The 17767-nt window shown below is 43.0% G+C and carries 16 protein-coding genes; 8 read left to right on the forward strand and 8 right to left on the reverse strand.

Annotated features, from left to right (window positions below):
* Window positions 1-39 precede the first annotated feature (39 nt).
* The 3 genes from MKY41_RS17730 to MKY41_RS17740 are packed head-to-tail and all read right to left on the reverse strand — an operon-like array spanning window position 40 to window position 2370.
* Entirely contained in the window at window positions 40-570 is a 531-nt protein-coding gene (locus MKY41_RS17730; protein ID WP_340746322.1) for a chromate transporter, read from the reverse strand.
* Complete coding sequence (locus tag MKY41_RS17735; RefSeq protein WP_340746323.1) at window positions 570-1148, reverse strand: chromate transporter; 579 nt, start codon at window positions 1146-1148, stop codon at window positions 570-572. Before MKY41_RS17735 ends, MKY41_RS17730 begins: the two co-directional genes overlap by 1 nt.
* 58 nt (window positions 1149-1206) lie before the next feature.
* The gene (locus tag MKY41_RS17740; RefSeq protein ID WP_340746324.1) at window positions 1207-2370 is read right to left on the reverse strand and encodes an ROK family transcriptional regulator; all 1164 of its coding nucleotides are present in this window, start codon (window positions 2368-2370) and stop codon (window positions 1207-1209) included.
* A 447-nt stretch (window positions 2371-2817) separates the two neighbouring features.
* Between MKY41_RS17740 and MKY41_RS17745 the strand changes: the two genes are divergently transcribed.
* Window positions 2818-5265, forward strand: coding sequence for an EAL domain-containing protein (locus tag MKY41_RS17745; RefSeq protein WP_340746325.1), 2448 nt, complete (start codon window positions 2818-2820; stop codon window positions 5263-5265).
* 34 nt (window positions 5266-5299) lie between these two features.
* Here the strand turns inward: MKY41_RS17745 and MKY41_RS17750 are convergent, their stop codons facing one another.
* A complete protein-coding gene (locus MKY41_RS17750) occupies window positions 5300-5911 on the reverse strand; it encodes a methyltransferase (protein WP_340746326.1) in 612 nt (203 codons plus the stop codon).
* A 164-nt stretch (window positions 5912-6075) separates the two neighbouring features.
* Here MKY41_RS17750 and MKY41_RS17755 point away from each other — a divergent pair, with 164 nt between their 5' ends.
* Together MKY41_RS17755 and MKY41_RS17760 are read left to right on the forward strand one after the other, a co-directional pair.
* Window positions 6076-7377 carry a uracil/xanthine transporter gene (locus MKY41_RS17755; protein WP_340746327.1) on the forward strand — a complete coding sequence of 434 codons (1302 nt, stop codon included), beginning with the start codon at window positions 6076-6078 and terminating at the stop codon, window positions 7375-7377.
* 253 nt (window positions 7378-7630) lie between these two features.
* On the forward strand, window positions 7631-9304 hold the full coding sequence (locus tag MKY41_RS17760) for an ABC1 kinase family protein (RefSeq protein WP_340746328.1): 1674 nt from the start codon (window positions 7631-7633) through the stop codon (window positions 9302-9304).
* Window positions 9305-9368: 64 nt separating this feature from the next.
* On the opposite strand, the gene MKY41_RS17765 is transcribed toward MKY41_RS17760, so the two are convergent.
* From MKY41_RS17765 to MKY41_RS17775, 3 genes are all read right to left on the reverse strand, one after another.
* Complete coding sequence (locus tag MKY41_RS17765; protein WP_340746329.1) at window positions 9369-9659, reverse strand: YxcD family protein; 291 nt, start codon at window positions 9657-9659, stop codon at window positions 9369-9371.
* Window positions 9647-10084: a hypothetical protein gene (locus tag MKY41_RS17770; protein WP_340746330.1), complete on the reverse strand. Its 438-nt coding sequence runs from the start codon at window positions 10082-10084 to the stop codon at window positions 9647-9649. Before MKY41_RS17770 ends, MKY41_RS17765 begins: the two co-directional genes overlap by 13 nt.
* A gap of 153 nt (window positions 10085-10237) precedes the next feature.
* The gene (locus tag MKY41_RS17775) at window positions 10238-11125 is read right to left on the reverse strand and encodes a LysR family transcriptional regulator (protein ID WP_340746331.1); all 888 of its coding nucleotides are present in this window, start codon (window positions 11123-11125) and stop codon (window positions 10238-10240) included.
* Window positions 11126-11332: 207 nt separating this feature from the next.
* On the opposite strand from MKY41_RS17775, the gene MKY41_RS17780 reads away from it, so the two are divergent.
* Complete coding sequence (locus MKY41_RS17780) at window positions 11333-12529, forward strand: coenzyme F420-0:L-glutamate ligase (protein WP_340746332.1); 1197 nt, start codon at window positions 11333-11335, stop codon at window positions 12527-12529.
* Window positions 12530-12706: 177 nt separating this feature from the next.
* On the opposite strand, the gene MKY41_RS17785 is transcribed toward MKY41_RS17780, so the two are convergent.
* Window positions 12707-13642, reverse strand: coding sequence for a LysR family transcriptional regulator (locus MKY41_RS17785; RefSeq protein ID WP_340746333.1), 936 nt, complete (start codon window positions 13640-13642; stop codon window positions 12707-12709).
* A 112-nt stretch (window positions 13643-13754) separates the two neighbouring features.
* Between MKY41_RS17785 and MKY41_RS17790 the strand changes: the two genes are divergently transcribed.
* The 4 genes from MKY41_RS17790 to MKY41_RS17805 all read left to right on the forward strand — a co-directional run bounded on the left by MKY41_RS17790 (window position 13755) and on the right by MKY41_RS17805 (window position 17676).
* Entirely contained in the window at window positions 13755-14543 is a 789-nt protein-coding gene (locus tag MKY41_RS17790) for an RraA family protein (protein ID WP_340746334.1), read from the forward strand.
* A 75-nt stretch (window positions 14544-14618) separates the two neighbouring features.
* Window positions 14619-15629: a tripartite tricarboxylate transporter substrate binding protein gene (locus MKY41_RS17795; protein WP_340746335.1), complete on the forward strand. Its 1011-nt coding sequence runs from the start codon at window positions 14619-14621 to the stop codon at window positions 15627-15629.
* Window positions 15630-15705: 76 nt separating this feature from the next.
* Entirely contained in the window at window positions 15706-16158 is a 453-nt protein-coding gene (locus MKY41_RS17800) for a tripartite tricarboxylate transporter TctB family protein (protein WP_340746336.1), read from the forward strand.
* A gap of 21 nt (window positions 16159-16179) precedes the next feature.
* A complete protein-coding gene (locus tag MKY41_RS17805; protein WP_340746337.1) occupies window positions 16180-17676 on the forward strand; it encodes a tripartite tricarboxylate transporter permease in 1497 nt (498 codons plus the stop codon).
* Window positions 17677-17767: the final 91 nt, after the last annotated feature.

The following is a 17767-nucleotide window of genomic DNA, read 5'->3' on the forward strand; positions in this document are numbered from 1 at the left end:
TTTCCTTCACCTGTTTCTAGCTTACATGATCCATTTTCTTCAATACACTACTACACCCACCACACCCGCAATCAATATAATAAGAGCGGGGTGCCATTTCAACTTCCACAACGCAAAGAGACCAAGGGCGAAGAGGCCAATGCCGACTGCTGCATCCCACGAAATTGAGAGGAGCCCGTTCGTCCGGGAAAATGAAAAGGCTGCGAACAGGATCAATGCCGTGATGACAGGACGCAAGCCGTAAAATGCGGATTGGACGATTGGCATGTCGTTAATTTTGTAAAAGAACGTCGCAATTAGAAACACGATCAAGACGGATGGCAAAGTGATAGCAATAGCAGAAATGATGGCGCCCCATAATCCCGCTGCCTCGAAGCCTATGAAGACAGCGGTATTGGTCGCAATCGGTCCCGGCGACATTCCCGCAATTGCGATAATATCAATCAATTGCTGAGAGGTCATCCATCCATGACGAAGCGCTTCATGTTCGATCACCGGAATGATGGCATATCCGCCGCCAAAAGAAACAAACCCAACGATAAAAAACGTAATGAACAGATTCCAGAGCATTACGACTTCGCCTCCTCGACTCTTTTTTTCGATCTTCTTACAAAATGAACGACGATTCCGCTTGCCAAGCCGGCAAACACGAGGAGAACCGGATGGATATGCAGAACGATCAACAACAAAAGAGCCGTCAATAAAAGAACCAACGTCGCTTTGTCTGGAACCGAGGAGCGAAACGTCAGGATGGCCGCATAAGCGATAAGCGCCACAACGACAGGCCGAATCCCCTTAAATGCTGCCTCCACGGCCGGCTGATCCCGGACTGTAAAGAAGAGCAGACTTAAGGCGATGACGATGAAAAATGTCGGAATCATGATGCCAATCGTTGCAGCCAAAGCTCCCTTGAATCCTGCAATCCGGTAGCCGATGAAAGCGGAGGAGTTGACACCGACCGATCCTGGCGCGGACTGGGCCAAAGCAAAAGCATCAATAATCTCTTCTTTCTCCAGCCACTTTCGCTGCTCCACCACTGCTTTTTTAATCATCGGCATCATCGCAAATCCGCCTCCGAATGTGATGGGACTAATCTTAAAAAAAGTCCAGAACAAGTGAAGTAATAGGCGAAATTTTTTATCTTTCATACAGGCATCCCCTTTTGAATTCTTTTCACTATTTCGGACAAAAGTATACAAATAAATATTATTCGTTAAAAAACGATTGAAAAAGTTGGATGGCGCTGCCAAGGGCAATGGCCTGCTCCCGCAAGGAACCTTCTTTGAATGTAGGGAATGAAACATCATTCGAATAAATATGGGCCTTGGCGCTCTGAATAACCTCATCGAAGAAAAAAGAGGTCCCGTAAACGAGCGCGCCATGAAGGACGACCATTTCCGGACGGAGCGTATTGACCATATTAGCTAACCCAATTCCCAAATAAAAGGCACCCTGTTTTGCAATAGAAACTGCTATTTCATTTCCAGCAGAGATTTCCTCTATAAATTGCTCCGCGGATAGACCGGATCTATCACTCGCAGCCTCGAATTCTTCCAACATGGCAGCCAATGTCGCATAAGCGGAAAGACAACCACTTTTCCCACAAACGCAGACCTTGCCATTCGCCTGCACGATGATGTGTCCTAAAGCACTCGTATCTCCTTGACGATGGGATATGACTTTTCCATCATGGAGGACGCCGCCCCGTATTCCGTACCCATTAATATAATATATGAGATTTGAATAGAGTTCGTCATAGAAATAATGTTCGGCAATCGCAGCGGAGTTCGCCCCGTTATCGACCGACAAGACAGCTGGGAATTCAGAAAGCCTTGCCGGAATACTGACCTGCTCCCACCCGGATGCCAGAAAAGATTCAGCACCCACAATTTTTCCTTCCGTCCTCAAAATTGGTCCAACCGCCCCGACGCCAATTCCGAGAAGTGCATCGTCGGATATCGAATAAATTTGGAGCCACTTTCGAATGACGCCAGTAATTTCATCAAACACGATATCGGGCGTATGGCGATTTGTCATAAGCATTACATGCTGATCCACCATATTGAATTGCATATCCGTCAAGACGATCCGACTTACATTTCGGGAAAGGTCGATACCGATTATCCATGCGGCGGTTTCAATCACTTCATACAGAATGGGTGGTCGACCGCCACTGGAAGGCCCGATGCCCGCCTCCCGTATGTATCCTGCTTGCAGCAATTCGTCAATCAGTCGCGTCATCGTCGTCGGCTTCAGTTGAATATGCTGCGCTAAATCGATCTTGGTGATGGGTCCGAAACGATGAATCAATTTATAGATCTTTTTCGGTAACTCATTTTTCCTTGAATCATCCGTTAAAAATTCCTTCATTCCCATTCACCTACTCTTTCTATTTTTCATTATAAGGCATTTTCAATATTTTTTGAAATAAAATAATGCTATTTATATAATACTATCGATGAATGTACATTCATAATTTTGCAGTTCCTATTTTCCATCTTTTGAAGAAAAACTGTATATATCCACGTTTTTTGATACATATTTACGTACTTCCCCATCCAAAAAGAAACCTTGGAATCGATTAGCTTTGCAACACTTTGTGAATGATAGGCGTTTTTATTATTTCTGTGTAAAGAGCATCCATATTTTCCATTTCCAATTATCAGAATCTATCTTCTTTTAATAGAAATATATTATGCAAGGTGTTATAATACATAGTACCTATAATTCGCTATATTGTATACATTTTCGACTATTTGTTGCGAAACAGCCCTCATCGAACCGTCATTCAATATGTGAGAGAAAGGAAGAAGTGCCATGGTATTAGATGCAATTAAAAATATCCCGTCTATCTCTCTTCTGTTGGATGAGAAGTTTTGTGTATGGATCACAGATCGCCAAGGATTGTTCACATATGTCAATAAAAACTTCTGCCTCTTGTCCCAGTACGAGGAAAGCGAGCTTATTGGGCAGAGCTTCAGTATGGTCCACCCACACTTTGCGGCGGAGCGTTCCATTCCACAAGTGGAAAAGGAAATTGCCGAAAAGAAAGTTTGGCAGCGGAATTTGAAGAACTTTGCGAAAGACGGCTCTCCTTTTTGGGTTTATGCCACTGTCATTCCCATTTTGGACGAACATGGCGCTACGACCCATTTCTTATCAGTTGATACGGACATTACAAGCAAAGAGTTGACCGATTTCAAATACAAGGAAGCGGTCGAAAATCTTAGAAACATAGAAAATGCGTTAAACCAGTCCTCCGTTGTTGTCGTGACCGACCCTGCAGGCAAAATCACATATGTTAATGATAAGTTTCTCAAGCTCTCCAAGTATTCATCTGAAGAACTGATCGGAAAAACACATCGAGTCGTCAACTCGGGCCACCACCCGAAAGACTTCTTCAGGGACATGTGGCAGACAATTCGGAGCGGCCAGATTTGGAGAGGGGATATTAGAAACCAGGCAAAGGACGGAAGTGCCTATTGGGTCAATACAACCATCGTGCCTTTCCTCGATAAAAGCGGAAAACCTTATCAGTATATCGCCATCAGGACGGATATCACGGCAAAGAAAGAGGCCGAAGAGTCGTTACAAGAAGCATTGAAGAACGATTTTCGACAAACCGTCAAAAATCTACAAAATGCCATCTTCAAATACACTTTGGATGAGGATGGAGAGATCGTCTTCACGCTGATTGAAGGGAAAATTGCCGAAAAATTCAACTTTACAGCGGAAAAGCTCAACGTAAATATGAAGCAGATCAAACATCTAAAGACGACCACCGACAATGTATACAAACATTTGATGCTCGGCATGCAAGGAAAAGAGACCGATTTCGAATTAAGTTTTCGTGATTTCACTTTCCTTTTTTACTTGTCTCCTATCTTTGAAGATGGACAAGTGGTGGAAGTTGTCGGGACGGCAAGCGATATTACCGAGCGGAAGCAGGCGGAGAGAACAATTGAGCGCATGGCCTATTACGATTCACTGACAGGTTTGCCGAATCGGAGGCTTTTAAAGGAATGTGTCAAGGAAGCAATTCAAAAGGCGAAATTGAAAGAAGAAAAGTTGGCTATCATGTTCATCGACTTGGATCGGTTCAAAAACGTCAATGATTCGATGGGCCATCTTGTGGGAGACCAATTGCTGAAAGCCGTGGGTGAGCGTCTCAAAGTTTGTGTGCGCGACAAAGACGTGGTCGCCCGCTTGAATGGGGACGAATTTGTCATAATGTTCCCGTCCACTAATACAGCTCAAGTCGAGTCCGTCGCCGCCCGGATCATCGATGAGATTTCGGAGCCGTTCCTATTCAGCTCGGTTGAAGTTTATATCTCTGGAAGCATCGGCATCAGCATGTTCCCTCAAGACGGAGATGATTACGACACCTTATTGAGCAATGCGGACTCTGCCATGTATTTATCGAAAGAGTATGGGAAGAGCACCTATCAATTTTTCACCAAAGAGTTGCGGGAGGCTATGCTGGAAAAAACGCTTCTCGAAATGGAGCTTCGCCAGGCATTGAAAAAAGGGCAGCTCTACCTGCATTATCAACCGCAATTCAATACGAAAACCGGACAACTGAAAGGGTTGGAAGCACTCGCAAGGTGGGATCACCCGTCACTCGGCCCCATCTCACCAGGTCGTTTCATCCCGATTGCGGAAGAGACAGGCCTGATCTTGCCTATCGGGAATTGGGTCATGAGAACCGCTTGCACGCAAGTGAAGAATTGGGAAAAGAAAGGCCTCCCGTCTGTCCGCATTAGCGTCAACGTCTCTCCGCGGCAGTTCATGCAGCCGGCTTTTGTATCGCAAGTCCAAAACATACTCCATGAAACAGGACTACATCCTAAAAAGTTGAATATCGAAATCACTGAAAGTATGACGATGGATGTGGACCATTGCTTATCCGTCCTGTCCCAGCTGAACGAAATCGGGGTCAGCGTTAGCATCGATGATTTCGGAACAGGCTATTCATCCCTTAGCTATTTGGGATCCTTTCCGATTAGCCATTTGAAAATCGACCAATCCTTTGTACGGGAGATGTCGCCTAAAAACCGGGTCATTGTCAAGTCCATCATCGACTTAGCAAAAAACTTGAACCTCAACGTCATTGCCGAAGGCGTGGAGACCGAGGAGCAGGCCCTCTTCCTTAGCAATTTACAATGCGATGAAGTACAAGGCTATCTTTTCTCGAAACCTCTTCCCATCAACGAAGTGGAAGAACTCCTCATCGAGGCACATACCAACTCGGAAGTCTCCAGCTAATCACAACGCAACCGGCGGCGCAACCCCGGTTGCGTTATTCTGTTTTTTCTTTGCGATAGACTAGGAACCGCTCGTTTTCATCTTTTTCAAATAAGCCAGGGACCGGAACTTCCTTGGCCAATCGGAAGGGCGTCCGCATTTCCAAGAATTCTATATAGGCGTCCGTCGGATAATAGAGAATAATATCGGCTTCCCGATTTTCTGTCGCTTGCAAAATGCGGCCTACCACTGTCATGAAAACCGGCGCAGAAAAAGGATTGAAGAAATAAAACCTATTTTGCATCGGCTGAATCGCATATTCCTCAGCCCGGCAACATTCAAATTGGATCAGTGCAGGATCACGACGGCTCCCTTTCGCTTCGAACTTGGCCTTGTTTTCAAGCGCCTCCTGATAGAGCTGCCCATTCATTTCAATGCCGACAACAGCTGCACGAAACCGATTCGCGATATAAAAAGCGAGACGCCCCTTGCCACTGCCAAAATCGACAACCTCATCTTCCCGGCTCAGATCATATTCCTGGAACAATGCCTCCAACGCCAAATAAGGAGTCGCTTCGTACCGGTTATAATGCGATGACTGTGTCAGCCATTCCCGCATCCCCGCTGTTTGGACCCCTAATAATCGATCGTATTCTTTATCATCCATTGTGGCCACCCGCCTATCCTAGCAAAATTTCCAGTAGTAGTTCTATTCTATCAAACTTCATTCAACCCTTTTCTTTCTTATGTTATAATAGTCCGATAGTTCAGCAACTTTTTCGACAAATTGCTATAGGAGTGCGGTTGGTTGCTTCGGAAAGGATTGGTTGGATGGAGTCAAATCAATTAAAATGGTCAGTTACCGGGTTGGCCGGTTTTCAATGGTTGTTCTTCATGTTTGCCAACACCGTCGTCATTCCGATTTCCGTCGGAGGCGCTTTCGGATTGGAACAAGTCGAAATTGTATCCGCCATCCAACGTTCCTTCATTGTTACGGGAATCGCGTGCCTGCTCCAAGGATTTGCGGGGCATCGCTTGGCGTTAATGGAAGGCCAATCCGGATTGTGGTGGGGGGTCATTCTCAGTTTGGCCGCTACGGCAAGCACGTTGAACCTCGATTTATTGACTGTCGGCGGAAGTATTGCCGTCGGTGTCCTCATCTCCGGTGTGCTTGTCATGGTGTTAGGCTTACTCGGCATGGGGGAAGTCCTGAAAAAGTGGTTCACCCCGATTGTCATGTTCGTCTTCTTGCTTTTATTGGCCAATCAACTCATTACCATTTTTCTAAAAGGGATGGTCGGCCTGAATACGGGCGATGCAATCGATTTGAAGATGGCCAGCTTTTCATTTCTACTGGCTGCGTTGACAATTTTCATTCACGTGAAGGGGAAAGGGATTGTCAGTAGTTTGAATTTGCTAGTTGGCATGACGATCGGTTGGGTCGGGGCCATCCTGCTATTCCCAGGGGAAGCTGCGGAGACAATTCGGACGACTCCATTTCTAAATTGGTTTCCATGGGGACCCCCGTCACTGGAATGGGGGATTGTACTTACCGTTGTCATCACGGGCCTGCTGAATACGACAAACACCGTCGCTACGCTGAAAGGGGCGGAGGACATCTTTGAGAAGGAGACGACGCCGACACAATACAAGCGCTCCTTTTTCATCACCGGTGCCTTGACGACCATTTCAGGGGTGCTCGGCCTCGTCCCCTATGCGCCGTATGCGTCGTCATTAGGATTCTTGCAATCCACTGGAATCAAGGAACGGGCCCCGTTCGTCGTCGGCTCCGTATTATTCATCATTCTCGGGCTGGTGCCACCTTTAAGCGCATTCTTCTCAACCATCCCGCATAGCGTCGGGAATACGGTGTTATTTGTCGCCTACTTACAATTATTCCGCTCTGCCCTCCGCAATATCGAGGGGCTGACATTCGAACCGAAAACCGTTTATCGCGTGGCCTTGCCGGCATTGTTGGGGCTATCCATCATGACGTTGCCCGCCAGCGTCTTCGCCACGATGCCCGAACTGATCCAGCCCCTCGTATCAAACGGATTATTGATGGGCATATTGGCCGCCTTGCTGATGGAGATGATTTATTGGATCGGGGCAAGGTTACAAATGAATTCTTAGATTATTTACCAGGAGTCGCAGTTTTGTTGCGGCTCTTTTTATTTGGGGACGAAACGATTCTCTTCTCTTCATTCGGGTATTGTACAGTAAGCGATCTCTATCACAAGGATGGAGATTATGGACGTTTGTCGGGGTTATGGGCGCAGAATATAGGCTTTTGAGCACGGGGAGCCTAGTTATAAGCGCCAATCCCTCGTTATGGGCGCGAACGAAATATTACGTTTACTGGCATTCCGATTTGGAGGGATTTTCAATGTTACGCGATAAACTCAAACATACGAAACGCTATCAAGAAATCATCAATGCGTTTTTACGGAATGGCTTCAGTCATTTCCTGTTTCGGGTCGGGCTCACGGAACGAGATTCTCGAGCCGGACAGATCGATGATGAATTGGATATGAATTTGCGAAATATCGGGATCAAGCTTCGATTAGCCTTACAAGAGTTGGGGCCTACTTTCATCAAGCTCGGGCAGATTGCGAGCACCCGGCGCGACCTGATTCCTATTGAAATCACCCGGGAACTGGAGAAGCTGCAAGATCATGTGGAGCCCTTCCCGTTCTCCGAGGTCCGGAGAATCGTAGAAGCCGAGTTGGGAAATTCCCTGGAAATCCTTTTTGACGATTTCAATGAAGTGCCTCTGGCGACAGCCTCGATTGGGCAAGTGCATCTCGCTTCCTTGCCGACGGGTGAGCCGCTTGCCGTCAAGGTGCAACGCCCCAATATCCAACCGACCATTGAGACTGATTTGGCGATTCTGGATGAATTGTCCGGATTTTTGGAGGAAAATACAGAGTGGGCCCAGCCCTATCGAATTCGCCAAATGATCCGTGAAGTGGCCCTTTCGTTGCGAAAGGAATTGGATTACACTACGGAAGGCCGAAACGGTGAGCGAATTGCCCAGCAGTTCAATGACAATCCCCATATTTATATCCCGAAAACGTATTGGGAAGCGACCACACCGAAAGTATTGGCCATGGAACGGATTGATGGAATCAAGGTGACACAAGTGGATCGATTGGAGGTAGCAGGGTATGATCGGAAATTGATTGCCGAACGGCTCGTCGATTCGATGTTCCATCAAGTGCTGGTCTATGGATTCTTTCATGGGGACCCGCATGCGGGAAATGTGTACATTTTACCGAACAATGTCATTTCGTATATCGACTTCGGAATGGTCGGTCGGTTAGGGAAGGAAATGAAATACCATCTTGCCTCATTGATCATCCACCTACGAAAAGGGGATTCGAAAGGGATGATCAGGACGTTTACGGATATGGAACTGCTATCCAATGAAACAGACTTGAAAGAGCTGGAGCATGATTTGGATGATCTTCAATGGAGTTACTATGACATGTCCTTTGAACAATTGAATTTGGGCGAGGTGCTAGTGGAGTTGTTCGCCGTCGCCCGTCGCCATCAAATCAACATTCCGTCGGAAATCACCCTTCTTGGAAAAGCGATCCTGTCTCTGGAGAATATCCTAGCCACTTTGGACCCGGACTTCAATATAATGAAGGCGATTGAGCCATACGGGGAAAAATTGCTTCTAGAACGATTTAGCCCCTTGCGACTGGCCAAGAAATCATGGCATCGGCTCATTGAAAATGTGGACGTCTTGCTTCATCTCCCGAAAGATGTGAAAAAAGCGACACAGACGATCCAGCGCGGTAAACTGCAATTAAATATCAATGTCCAACAAGTAAAAATCATTTTGCGCCGATTTGACCAAATTAGCAACCGTCTATCGTTCAGTATCATTCTGCTCGCTTTCAGCATTCTCATGACGGGGCTGATTATCGGCTCAGCGATTGCCGGGCAAAAGAATGTGATTTGGCGGATGCCTGTCATCGAAGCGGGATCGATCATCGCGGCGTTGATGTTCTTCTATATGATCGTATCGATATTCCGATCGGGCCGGATGTAGGAGGCCCACGGATTTCAAGATTCAAAAAGGACTGCCCATGCCGGACAGTCCCTTTTCCCGATTTTCAATGAATGACAGCAATCATACCTTGTTCGTCGTCGATTTGCAGTTGAATCCCTGCGGCGAATGGATCGATGTTCAAGTAATCTTTCAGCCACGACCGCAGCGCTTCGATCAGATGATACGTCTGCAAATTCTGCCTTGAGCCATTTACAAAAGCCTCGGCATGATAGCCATTCACATCATCATAGAGCAGTTCCACCTCAACGTCTTCAGGCTCTACTCGTTCTTTCCGTGATACTAAAACACATAAGGCATTAATGATATCCTGTTCCGGAATGATCAGCTTCTCCATGGATTGACATCTTCTTTCTTCTTTTTCTCTTTCAATAAAGCGAACACTTTACGGATCAGGAAAATTAAAAAGAAAATGGCCAGCATATTAATTGCGAACCCTAAGATGGAACCGAGCATGCCCATATTGGCAAACAGGCTTCCGAATAGCAGACCTGCCAGTCCGCCTATGAATAACCCTTTCATCAAGCCGCCCGAGAAGAAACCGCCTTTCCCAGTCGGTGTATTCGTAGCCTTATTTGGGACGGCCGAATCCTCTTTCTTCTTCTCCGCCTTGGAAGGCGCCGGTTTGCTAGGAGCATTGAAGCTTTTCTTGCCGGATTTATAGGATTTCGCCTCGGCAGTGATATGGTCTTGGAAAATGAAGTTCCCCGCAGGGGATAGAATTAAAGTGACAGCAAGTAAAGCAGCGATAAGTTTTTTCAATTTCAAGTCCTCCATTATGTTTCAATTTTTAGCTTCATTATATAAATAGAAACCTCTACACTAATCATATTCGATTTTCAGTGAAAAACAAAATAAAGAAAGCTGTTTTTCTTGATTTTTCTTATTCCATTTCTTACTTTATTCACAAGTGGTTCATTTTTTATTCCCAATCATCTGGACGAATCTCGTAGAAGCGGAGGAAAGAGGGACCGACTTCATGTAACAGACCCCGATATGGCGCTTTGGAATTTTTTCGATAAGATTCACTTCATGCACAAGGCCCCGATTCAAGTAATCCATTGAAAATTCTTTTGTCACACAGGCGATCCCCAGATTGATTTTCGCAAACTCTAGCAATAGTTCATGGGAGCCCAGCTCGAATTCGGGGGAAATCTTGATTCCTTTGGAGAGGATAAAGTCTTCCACGTATTGACGCGAATTCGATTTGGATTCCAAGAAGATCAAAGGCAGCTTCACTAGTTCAGCAAAATCGACAGGTTTCGATAAAATCCTTCTATATTTGTCCCCGTAGACGAACGTATCCTGTATTTCGATGCGGGGGCCGAACTCCAATGTAGGATCGTCAATCGGGAAATTGCAGATGCCAATGTCGACCTCTCCGGATTTCAAGTAGGCGATAAGTTCAACAGTCGTTCCATTGACGATTTTAAATTTGATGTTCGGGTATTTTGTATGGAATGCTTCGAGATAGGGTAGAAGAAAATACCTGGAAATCGTATCACCTACCCCGATTTTCAATTCACCCGCTACTAGATTTTTATACTCTAAAATTTTCTTTTCACCGGTATCAAGTAAGTTGAGGGCGGAATTTGCGTATTCAAATAACAGTCTGCCTTCGCTAGTCAACGTAACCCCTTTAGGTGTCCGGTTGAAAAGACGGGTGTCCAATTCTCGCTCGAGCTGCATGATAGCCTGGCTGACGGCAGGTTGCGTCATGGATAAATCGACTGCTGCTTTGGAGAAACTTTCACTTTTCGCGACAATGCAAAAGACACGGTATAAATCCAATTTGCTTACCATATAAACTCCCCTTATGGCCATTATAAGATATATTAATTTTACTTATACCATGAATCCATTGTATAGTACAAATAGGTAGTGCTTATCTGAATTCAGATAAAGTCTCCGACGGTTGTCCCGGATCTTTTTGGGAAAGCTAAAGAAGACAACTTACGTATGCCGAGGCATAATTGATATTAATGTTAACAGTTATAAGGAGCGATCATATTGGAAAAAGAGAGAATCGTGGGAACTGTTTCGAGAGGTCTGCGCTGTCCGATCATCAACAAAGGCGATAACATCGAACAGATTGTTGTGGATAGTGTGCTGAAAGCTTCTGAAGTCGAAGGTTTTTCATTCAATGATCGGGATATCGTCTCCATAACGGAATCCATTGTGGCCCGAGCTCAAGGCAATTATGCAACAGTGGACGACATCGCCCAAGACGTTCAATCTAAGTTCGAAGATGATACAATCGGTGTCATTTTCCCGATTTTGAGCCGGAACCGTTTTTCTATCTGTCTTCGGGGTATCGCCAAAGGAGCCAAGAAAATCGTTCTCATGCTGAGCTATCCATCGGATGAAGTCGGCAACCACTTGGTAGAGATCGATCATCTCGACGAAAAGGGAGTCAATCCATGGACGGATGTATTGACGGAAAAAGAATTCCGCGAGCATTTCGGTTACAATAAACATACCTTTACAGGTGTCGATTACATCGAATATTATAAATCGATTGTGGAAGAACAGGGCATCGAATGTGAAGTCGTCTTCTCCAATAATGCCAAAACGATTCTGCAATATACAAAAAGCGTGCTGACTTGTGATATTCATACACGGAATCGGACGAAACGGATTTTGAAAGAGAACGGCGGAGAGAAGATTTACAGCTTGGACGACATCTTGGCTGAATCCGTCAACGGCAGCGGCTATAACGAAGAGTTTGGCTTGCTCGGATCAAACAAAGCGACTGAAGACAGTATCAAGCTCTTTCCGCGAGACTGCCAGCCGATCGTCGACAACATTCAGCAAATGCTATCCGATAAGACCGGAAAGACAATCGAGGTCATGGTCTACGGCGACGGAGCTTTCAAAGACCCGGTCGGTAAAATCTGGGAATTGGCGGATCCCGTTGTTTCCCCGGCCTTCACAGCCGGCCTGAACGGAACCCCGAATGAAATTAAATTGAAATACTTGGCGGACAACAACTTTGCCGACCTTCGCGGTGACGAACTGAAAAAAGCGATTGCGGACTTCATTGAAAACAAAGAAGACGATCTCGTCGGAGCAATGGAATCCCAGGGGACAACCCCGCGGAAACTGACCGACCTAATCGGCTCACTCTCCGATCTTACGTCGGGAAGTGGCGACAAAGGAACACCAATTGTGTTCATCCAAGGATATTTTGATAACTACACGAAATAAAAACATGCAAGCCGACGATAATTAAATCTATCGTCGGCTTGTCGTGTCTATTGAACGTCGAAAATTAGCTATAATCTCCTCTTACTATAGGTATTAAATAACATACTATCTGGACCGAATAAATTTTCACTTGTCCAAATATCCTTATTTCTACTCCCATTAATTTGAGTCATTTAACTATTTCATATTAGATACTCTTTTTAAATTCATTCCTTGGGTTCTCAATTCCTTTATAAATTCTTCACAGGCTGCCGATAAATGTGTTTTACTTTTATATAATATCCCAAAATGCGTATTCGTACTTGGATCTTTTTTCTGCTCAACAATATACAATGGGATGATATCGCCATTGTATACATACGGATCATTTTTCAACGCAATATCTGCATAAAAACCGATAGCAAGTCCTTCGATAACTACCTTTTTTAAGATTTCTGTGTTACCCGTTGTTAATAATATGTCCGGTTCTCCATATTCCCTCAATTTATTCAGTATATAAGGGTTCATCCTATATTGCTCATTGAATATCACAATCGAATGTTTCACAATTTCTTTAAAAGAAATTTCCTTCCGATTAGATAATTTTGATTGCTTCCCTACACAAGCCATAATTTGTCCGGTCAATAACGATTCAAAAATGAGTTCTTCGTTATAATCCGATATTTCACGACTAGAAGCTAGTCCCAAATCCACTTTGCCGGTCTTTACGAGTTCTTTTACTTGCATGGATCCTCCTTCCACTATTTCTATCTTGACGTTGGGATATTTATTCTTGTAAATTTCCAATGCTTTCGGTAACAGTGTTATACATAAACTTGGAATCGCAGCTAATGAAAGACTTCCCGCTATCAAAGAATCTTTTGTTTTCCCCACTCTCTCTAATTCTTCTATTTTGAAAATAATTTCTCTTGCTTTTTTTATAATTGTTTCACCAATTTCCGTTGGATATGTTCCCATCCTTGATCGCTTGAATATAGTCACTTGTAACTTTTCCTCTAATTTAGTTATGGATTGGCTAATACTGGGCTGTGAAATATGTAGTTTCTTTGCAGCTTGCGTGATGGAGCCTGAATCGGCTATTTCAATTAGATAATATAGCTGTTCAATATTCATTAAGCATCCCTTCCCATAGTTTTCACCTATATTATCATTAATATTTGATATTTACCATTAGTTTGAACTATATGATAAGCTCTATTCAACACATAAAAGGAGGAATAACTCTATGAATACTCAGTTAGAAAAGGAGTACCAAGAATATAAAGAGAGCGGTAGAATATGGGGGTTGGTCCCACAGGAAAGTATTAAAAAAATTAAATTCCCTCGCGTGAGCAAGGAAATAATTGATCAATTTTTAGAAATTGAAGATCTAACAACGACAGTATCAGATGTTCTTGATTCACTTGGGATTTCCGGGGCAATTCCAGCATCGTATATCCCTCCCGTCATACCTGGAAAAAAAATAGCTGGACCAGCGGTAACTGTGAGAAATATACGGGCCAGAAAAACTCCTACCCAAGGATATGTGGACAAAGATTTTATTAAAATGTCCACACGTGATGCTTATTATTTAGCTGAGCCCGGCGACGTACTTGTAACTGATACGGGAGGTAATTTAGATATTTCTAATATGGGTGGTCACTCCTGTACAGTCGCACAATCCCTTGGTTTAGCTGGAAATATTGTAAACGGGGCTGTAAGGGATGTTACCACAATTAAAAATATTGATTATCCTGTATGGAGTTGCGGTAAAACACCTATCACTGGAAAATTTAGAATTGAAGCTATAGAGGTAAACGGTCCTATTACATTGCATGATGTGGTAGTTAACCCAGGAGATTTAATGGTAGCCGACGACTCGGGAATTTGTGTGATACCCTATGACAAGATTGAATATGTTTTGGAACAGGCTCAATCCATAGTGAATGAAGAAGAGCGGATGCACGATCTGATTATTAATAAAGCTCCTATTGATCAATTAAAGACTTTATTTAGAAAAAGATACGATGGGTAATTTGGGTGGTTAGTTTTGGGGGATTTTAAATCCCCCAAAATATTTTTTTAAAACTTCTACAATGGAGGAATTAATATGCCGATAAAGAAAGCGTTTTCAATTATATCTCTTCTTATTGTTTTATCTATTGTATTGGTTGCTTGCGGCAGCTCTAAAGAAACTAATGCAACAGGCGGGAAAACGGAAGAAGATAGCTTCCCGACAAAACCAATTGAAATGATAGTACCCTATGGTGCCGGTGGGTCTACAGATCAAATTGCTAGATTAATCCAAAGATCCGTAAATGATTATCTACCGAATGGACAAACTATCCAAATTATTAATGAACCGGGAGGCGCAGGCGTAATTGGCCTTACCAAAGTTCTTAATGCTAAACCGGATGGATATACAATAGGTTTAACTGCTAGCGGTGCGATTACTAATCAGCCTCATTATGGAAGCACATCATATACTCATGATAGTTTCCAGCCCATCTCTAGAATCGCAACGAGCCCGATACTTCTAGCCGTTAAGAGTGACTCCCCTTGGACGACTTTGGATGACTTAATAGAATATATCCAAAAAAACCCGGAGGAATTTACCTATACATCATCAGGCTCAGGTAATCCAGCAAATATAGCAATGGAGAAATTTAGTAAAGAGATTGGAGGAAAGACAGTAAACATCCCCGCTGAAGGAAGTGGTGAGGCATTTATCGCTATGCTAGGAGGGCATGTTCAAGGTACAAGTGGTTCTGCACAACAATTTGCAGGGCAAATGAATTCAGAGGACATCCATGTTATAGCGAATATGGGAAGTATCAAGGGAGACGCTTATAAAGATGTGCCTACTTTGAAGGAGCATGGTATAAACGCCTCTACAGATATATTTTTCGGAGTACTAGCGCCAAAAGGTATACCTGATAAGGAACTTGGGATTTTAAATAATGCTTTCAAGCAAGCGATGGAAGATGAAGAGCTAAAGAAACAATTGATAGCCGCAGGCGTTGAACCGGATTTTGCTGGCCCGGAAGAATTTCAAAGCGTAATTTCAGATAGTTTCAACTCGGAAGGTGAAATCTTAAAAGGTATGGGCCTAGTTGAATAAGAATCTTTTTTGAGACAAATGTAACTAAACCTTTAGTTACATTTGTCGTTATTTGATAGTACTTGGAGGTTTCAAAATGAATAAGAAAACAGCAACCTATATTATGCTTTCGGCTTTAGCGATTTTAGCTGTTATTTACCTTCTGTCCGCAGGTAATAAATCTCAGTTATCTAGTACAACTTCCGTAAGCCCAGGTTTCTTCCCGACTATATTAGGGGTGGCCCTAATTATCCTTTGCATCATCAGTTTTATTCAAACAAAAGCAAAAAAAGAAGTAGAACAGATCACCTTTCCAAACTTTAAATTAATCTTACTGACTATCGGTTTAACGATGATTTTCTTTATATCTTGGTATTCAATCGGATACTTCTATATCCTAAATTTTATATTTCTATTAACTTTATTCACACTGTATAGCCCTAAAGAGAAAAGAAATAAACGCCATCTTTTTAATAAAGCTTCAATAGCTCTCGGTGTAACGCTGGTTGTTTATCTTTTGTTTGATGTTATTATCTCGATCAATCTTTAATTATTTGAAGAGGTGCATCTTATGGATTACATTAACTTTGATATTTCTAGTTTATTTAGCTTAGAAATTTTGCTTGTTATTTTGCTAGGAACCTTTGTAGGCTTATTATTTGGTGCTATACCGGGTCTCGGTTCGATGATTACCCTTGTTTTACTACTACCCGTTACCTATACCTTATCCCCTTTAGCCGCTGTTTTACTTATGTTGGCTGCCTATCAAGCATGTGAATATGGGGGTTCAATCTCCTCAATCGTTTTAGGAATCCCCGGTACTCCTGCAGCAGCGGCTACTATATTAGACGGCAATACTTTAGCAAGAGAAACATCACCTGGAAAAGCATTAGGATATTCTTTGGTAGCCAGCACAATTGGAGGATTATTTGGAGGATTTGTACTTATTCTATTGTCAGTTCCCATGTCGTCCTTAGCCCTTAAGTTATCATTTCCTGAATACTTTTTAGTCGGTGTCTTAGGTATATTAGCAGTAGCTGCTTTAAGTTCAAAGGACATTATTAAAAGCATGATTTCAGTTGTTCTCGGATTGATGGCAGGAACAGTTGGGATGGATTTATTTACTGGAGCCCCCAGATTTACTATGGGTCGACTGGAATTACTTGATGGAATAGGAATGGTCGCGTTAATTGTTGGGATTTTTGCTTTTTCTGAAGTTTTTTCAATGATTAGCAATGATTTAAATAAAACCTATAAAACTGATTCAAAAAAAGTTAAGGTAGGTATAGATTTTAAGGAGTTCAAAAAGATATCACTTCCTACTTTTTCAGGTTCAATCATCGGTTCAATTATTGGAATATTCCCAGGTTTAGGTGCGGGCACTGCATCTTGGTTTGGTTATTCAAGTGCAAAAAAGCTTTCAAAAGATCCACAATCCTTCGGAAAAGGAAATCCGGAAGGGATTGCTGGTCCAGAATCTGCGAACAATGCCGCTGTAGGAGGAGCTTTGCTTCCATTACTTACATTGGGTATTCCCGGTTCACCGGCTATTGCTGTTATTATGGGAGCTTTTATTATTCATGGGATTACACCAGGGCCAGATGTTTTTTCTAAAAACCAAGATCTTGTTTTAGGTATATTTTATGGTTTTCTATTGACTTCGATTGCAATGTTCATTTTAGGAAAATTTATCTCACCTTTATTTGCACGAGTTCTAACGGTTTCTAATACAATTTTAATACCGATTGTCTTAATGTTTTCCATTATTGGTGTTTTCACGGCTCAATCTCTTTTCTTTGAACTTTGGTTAGCCTTGATAGTCGGAATTATTGCTTTCTTTATGAAAAAATTGGATTTTTCTTTACCAGCGTTTATTCTCGCTTTCGTATTAAGCAACATTATTGAAGAAAATCTCCGTCGAGCTCTTATGATGGCTAAAGGTAGCTATTCCATATTCTTCACACGGCCATTCTCCTTAGTAATCTTGACCCTGATTCTAATCATCATATTAGTAAGTGTTATATCTTCCATTAAAAAAAGGAAGAACAGTACTGTAACTCCTATTTAAATACAACCATAATAGAATACAGTAATTTATTTAATTACTTAAGCTTCACTCAAACAATCATGTTAGTTTCAATAAACATGATTGTTTGAGT

It is taken from the genome of Sporosarcina sp. FSL W7-1349, assembly GCF_038003045.1.
Classification (GTDB): domain Bacteria; phylum Bacillota; class Bacilli; order Bacillales_A; family Planococcaceae; genus Sporosarcina.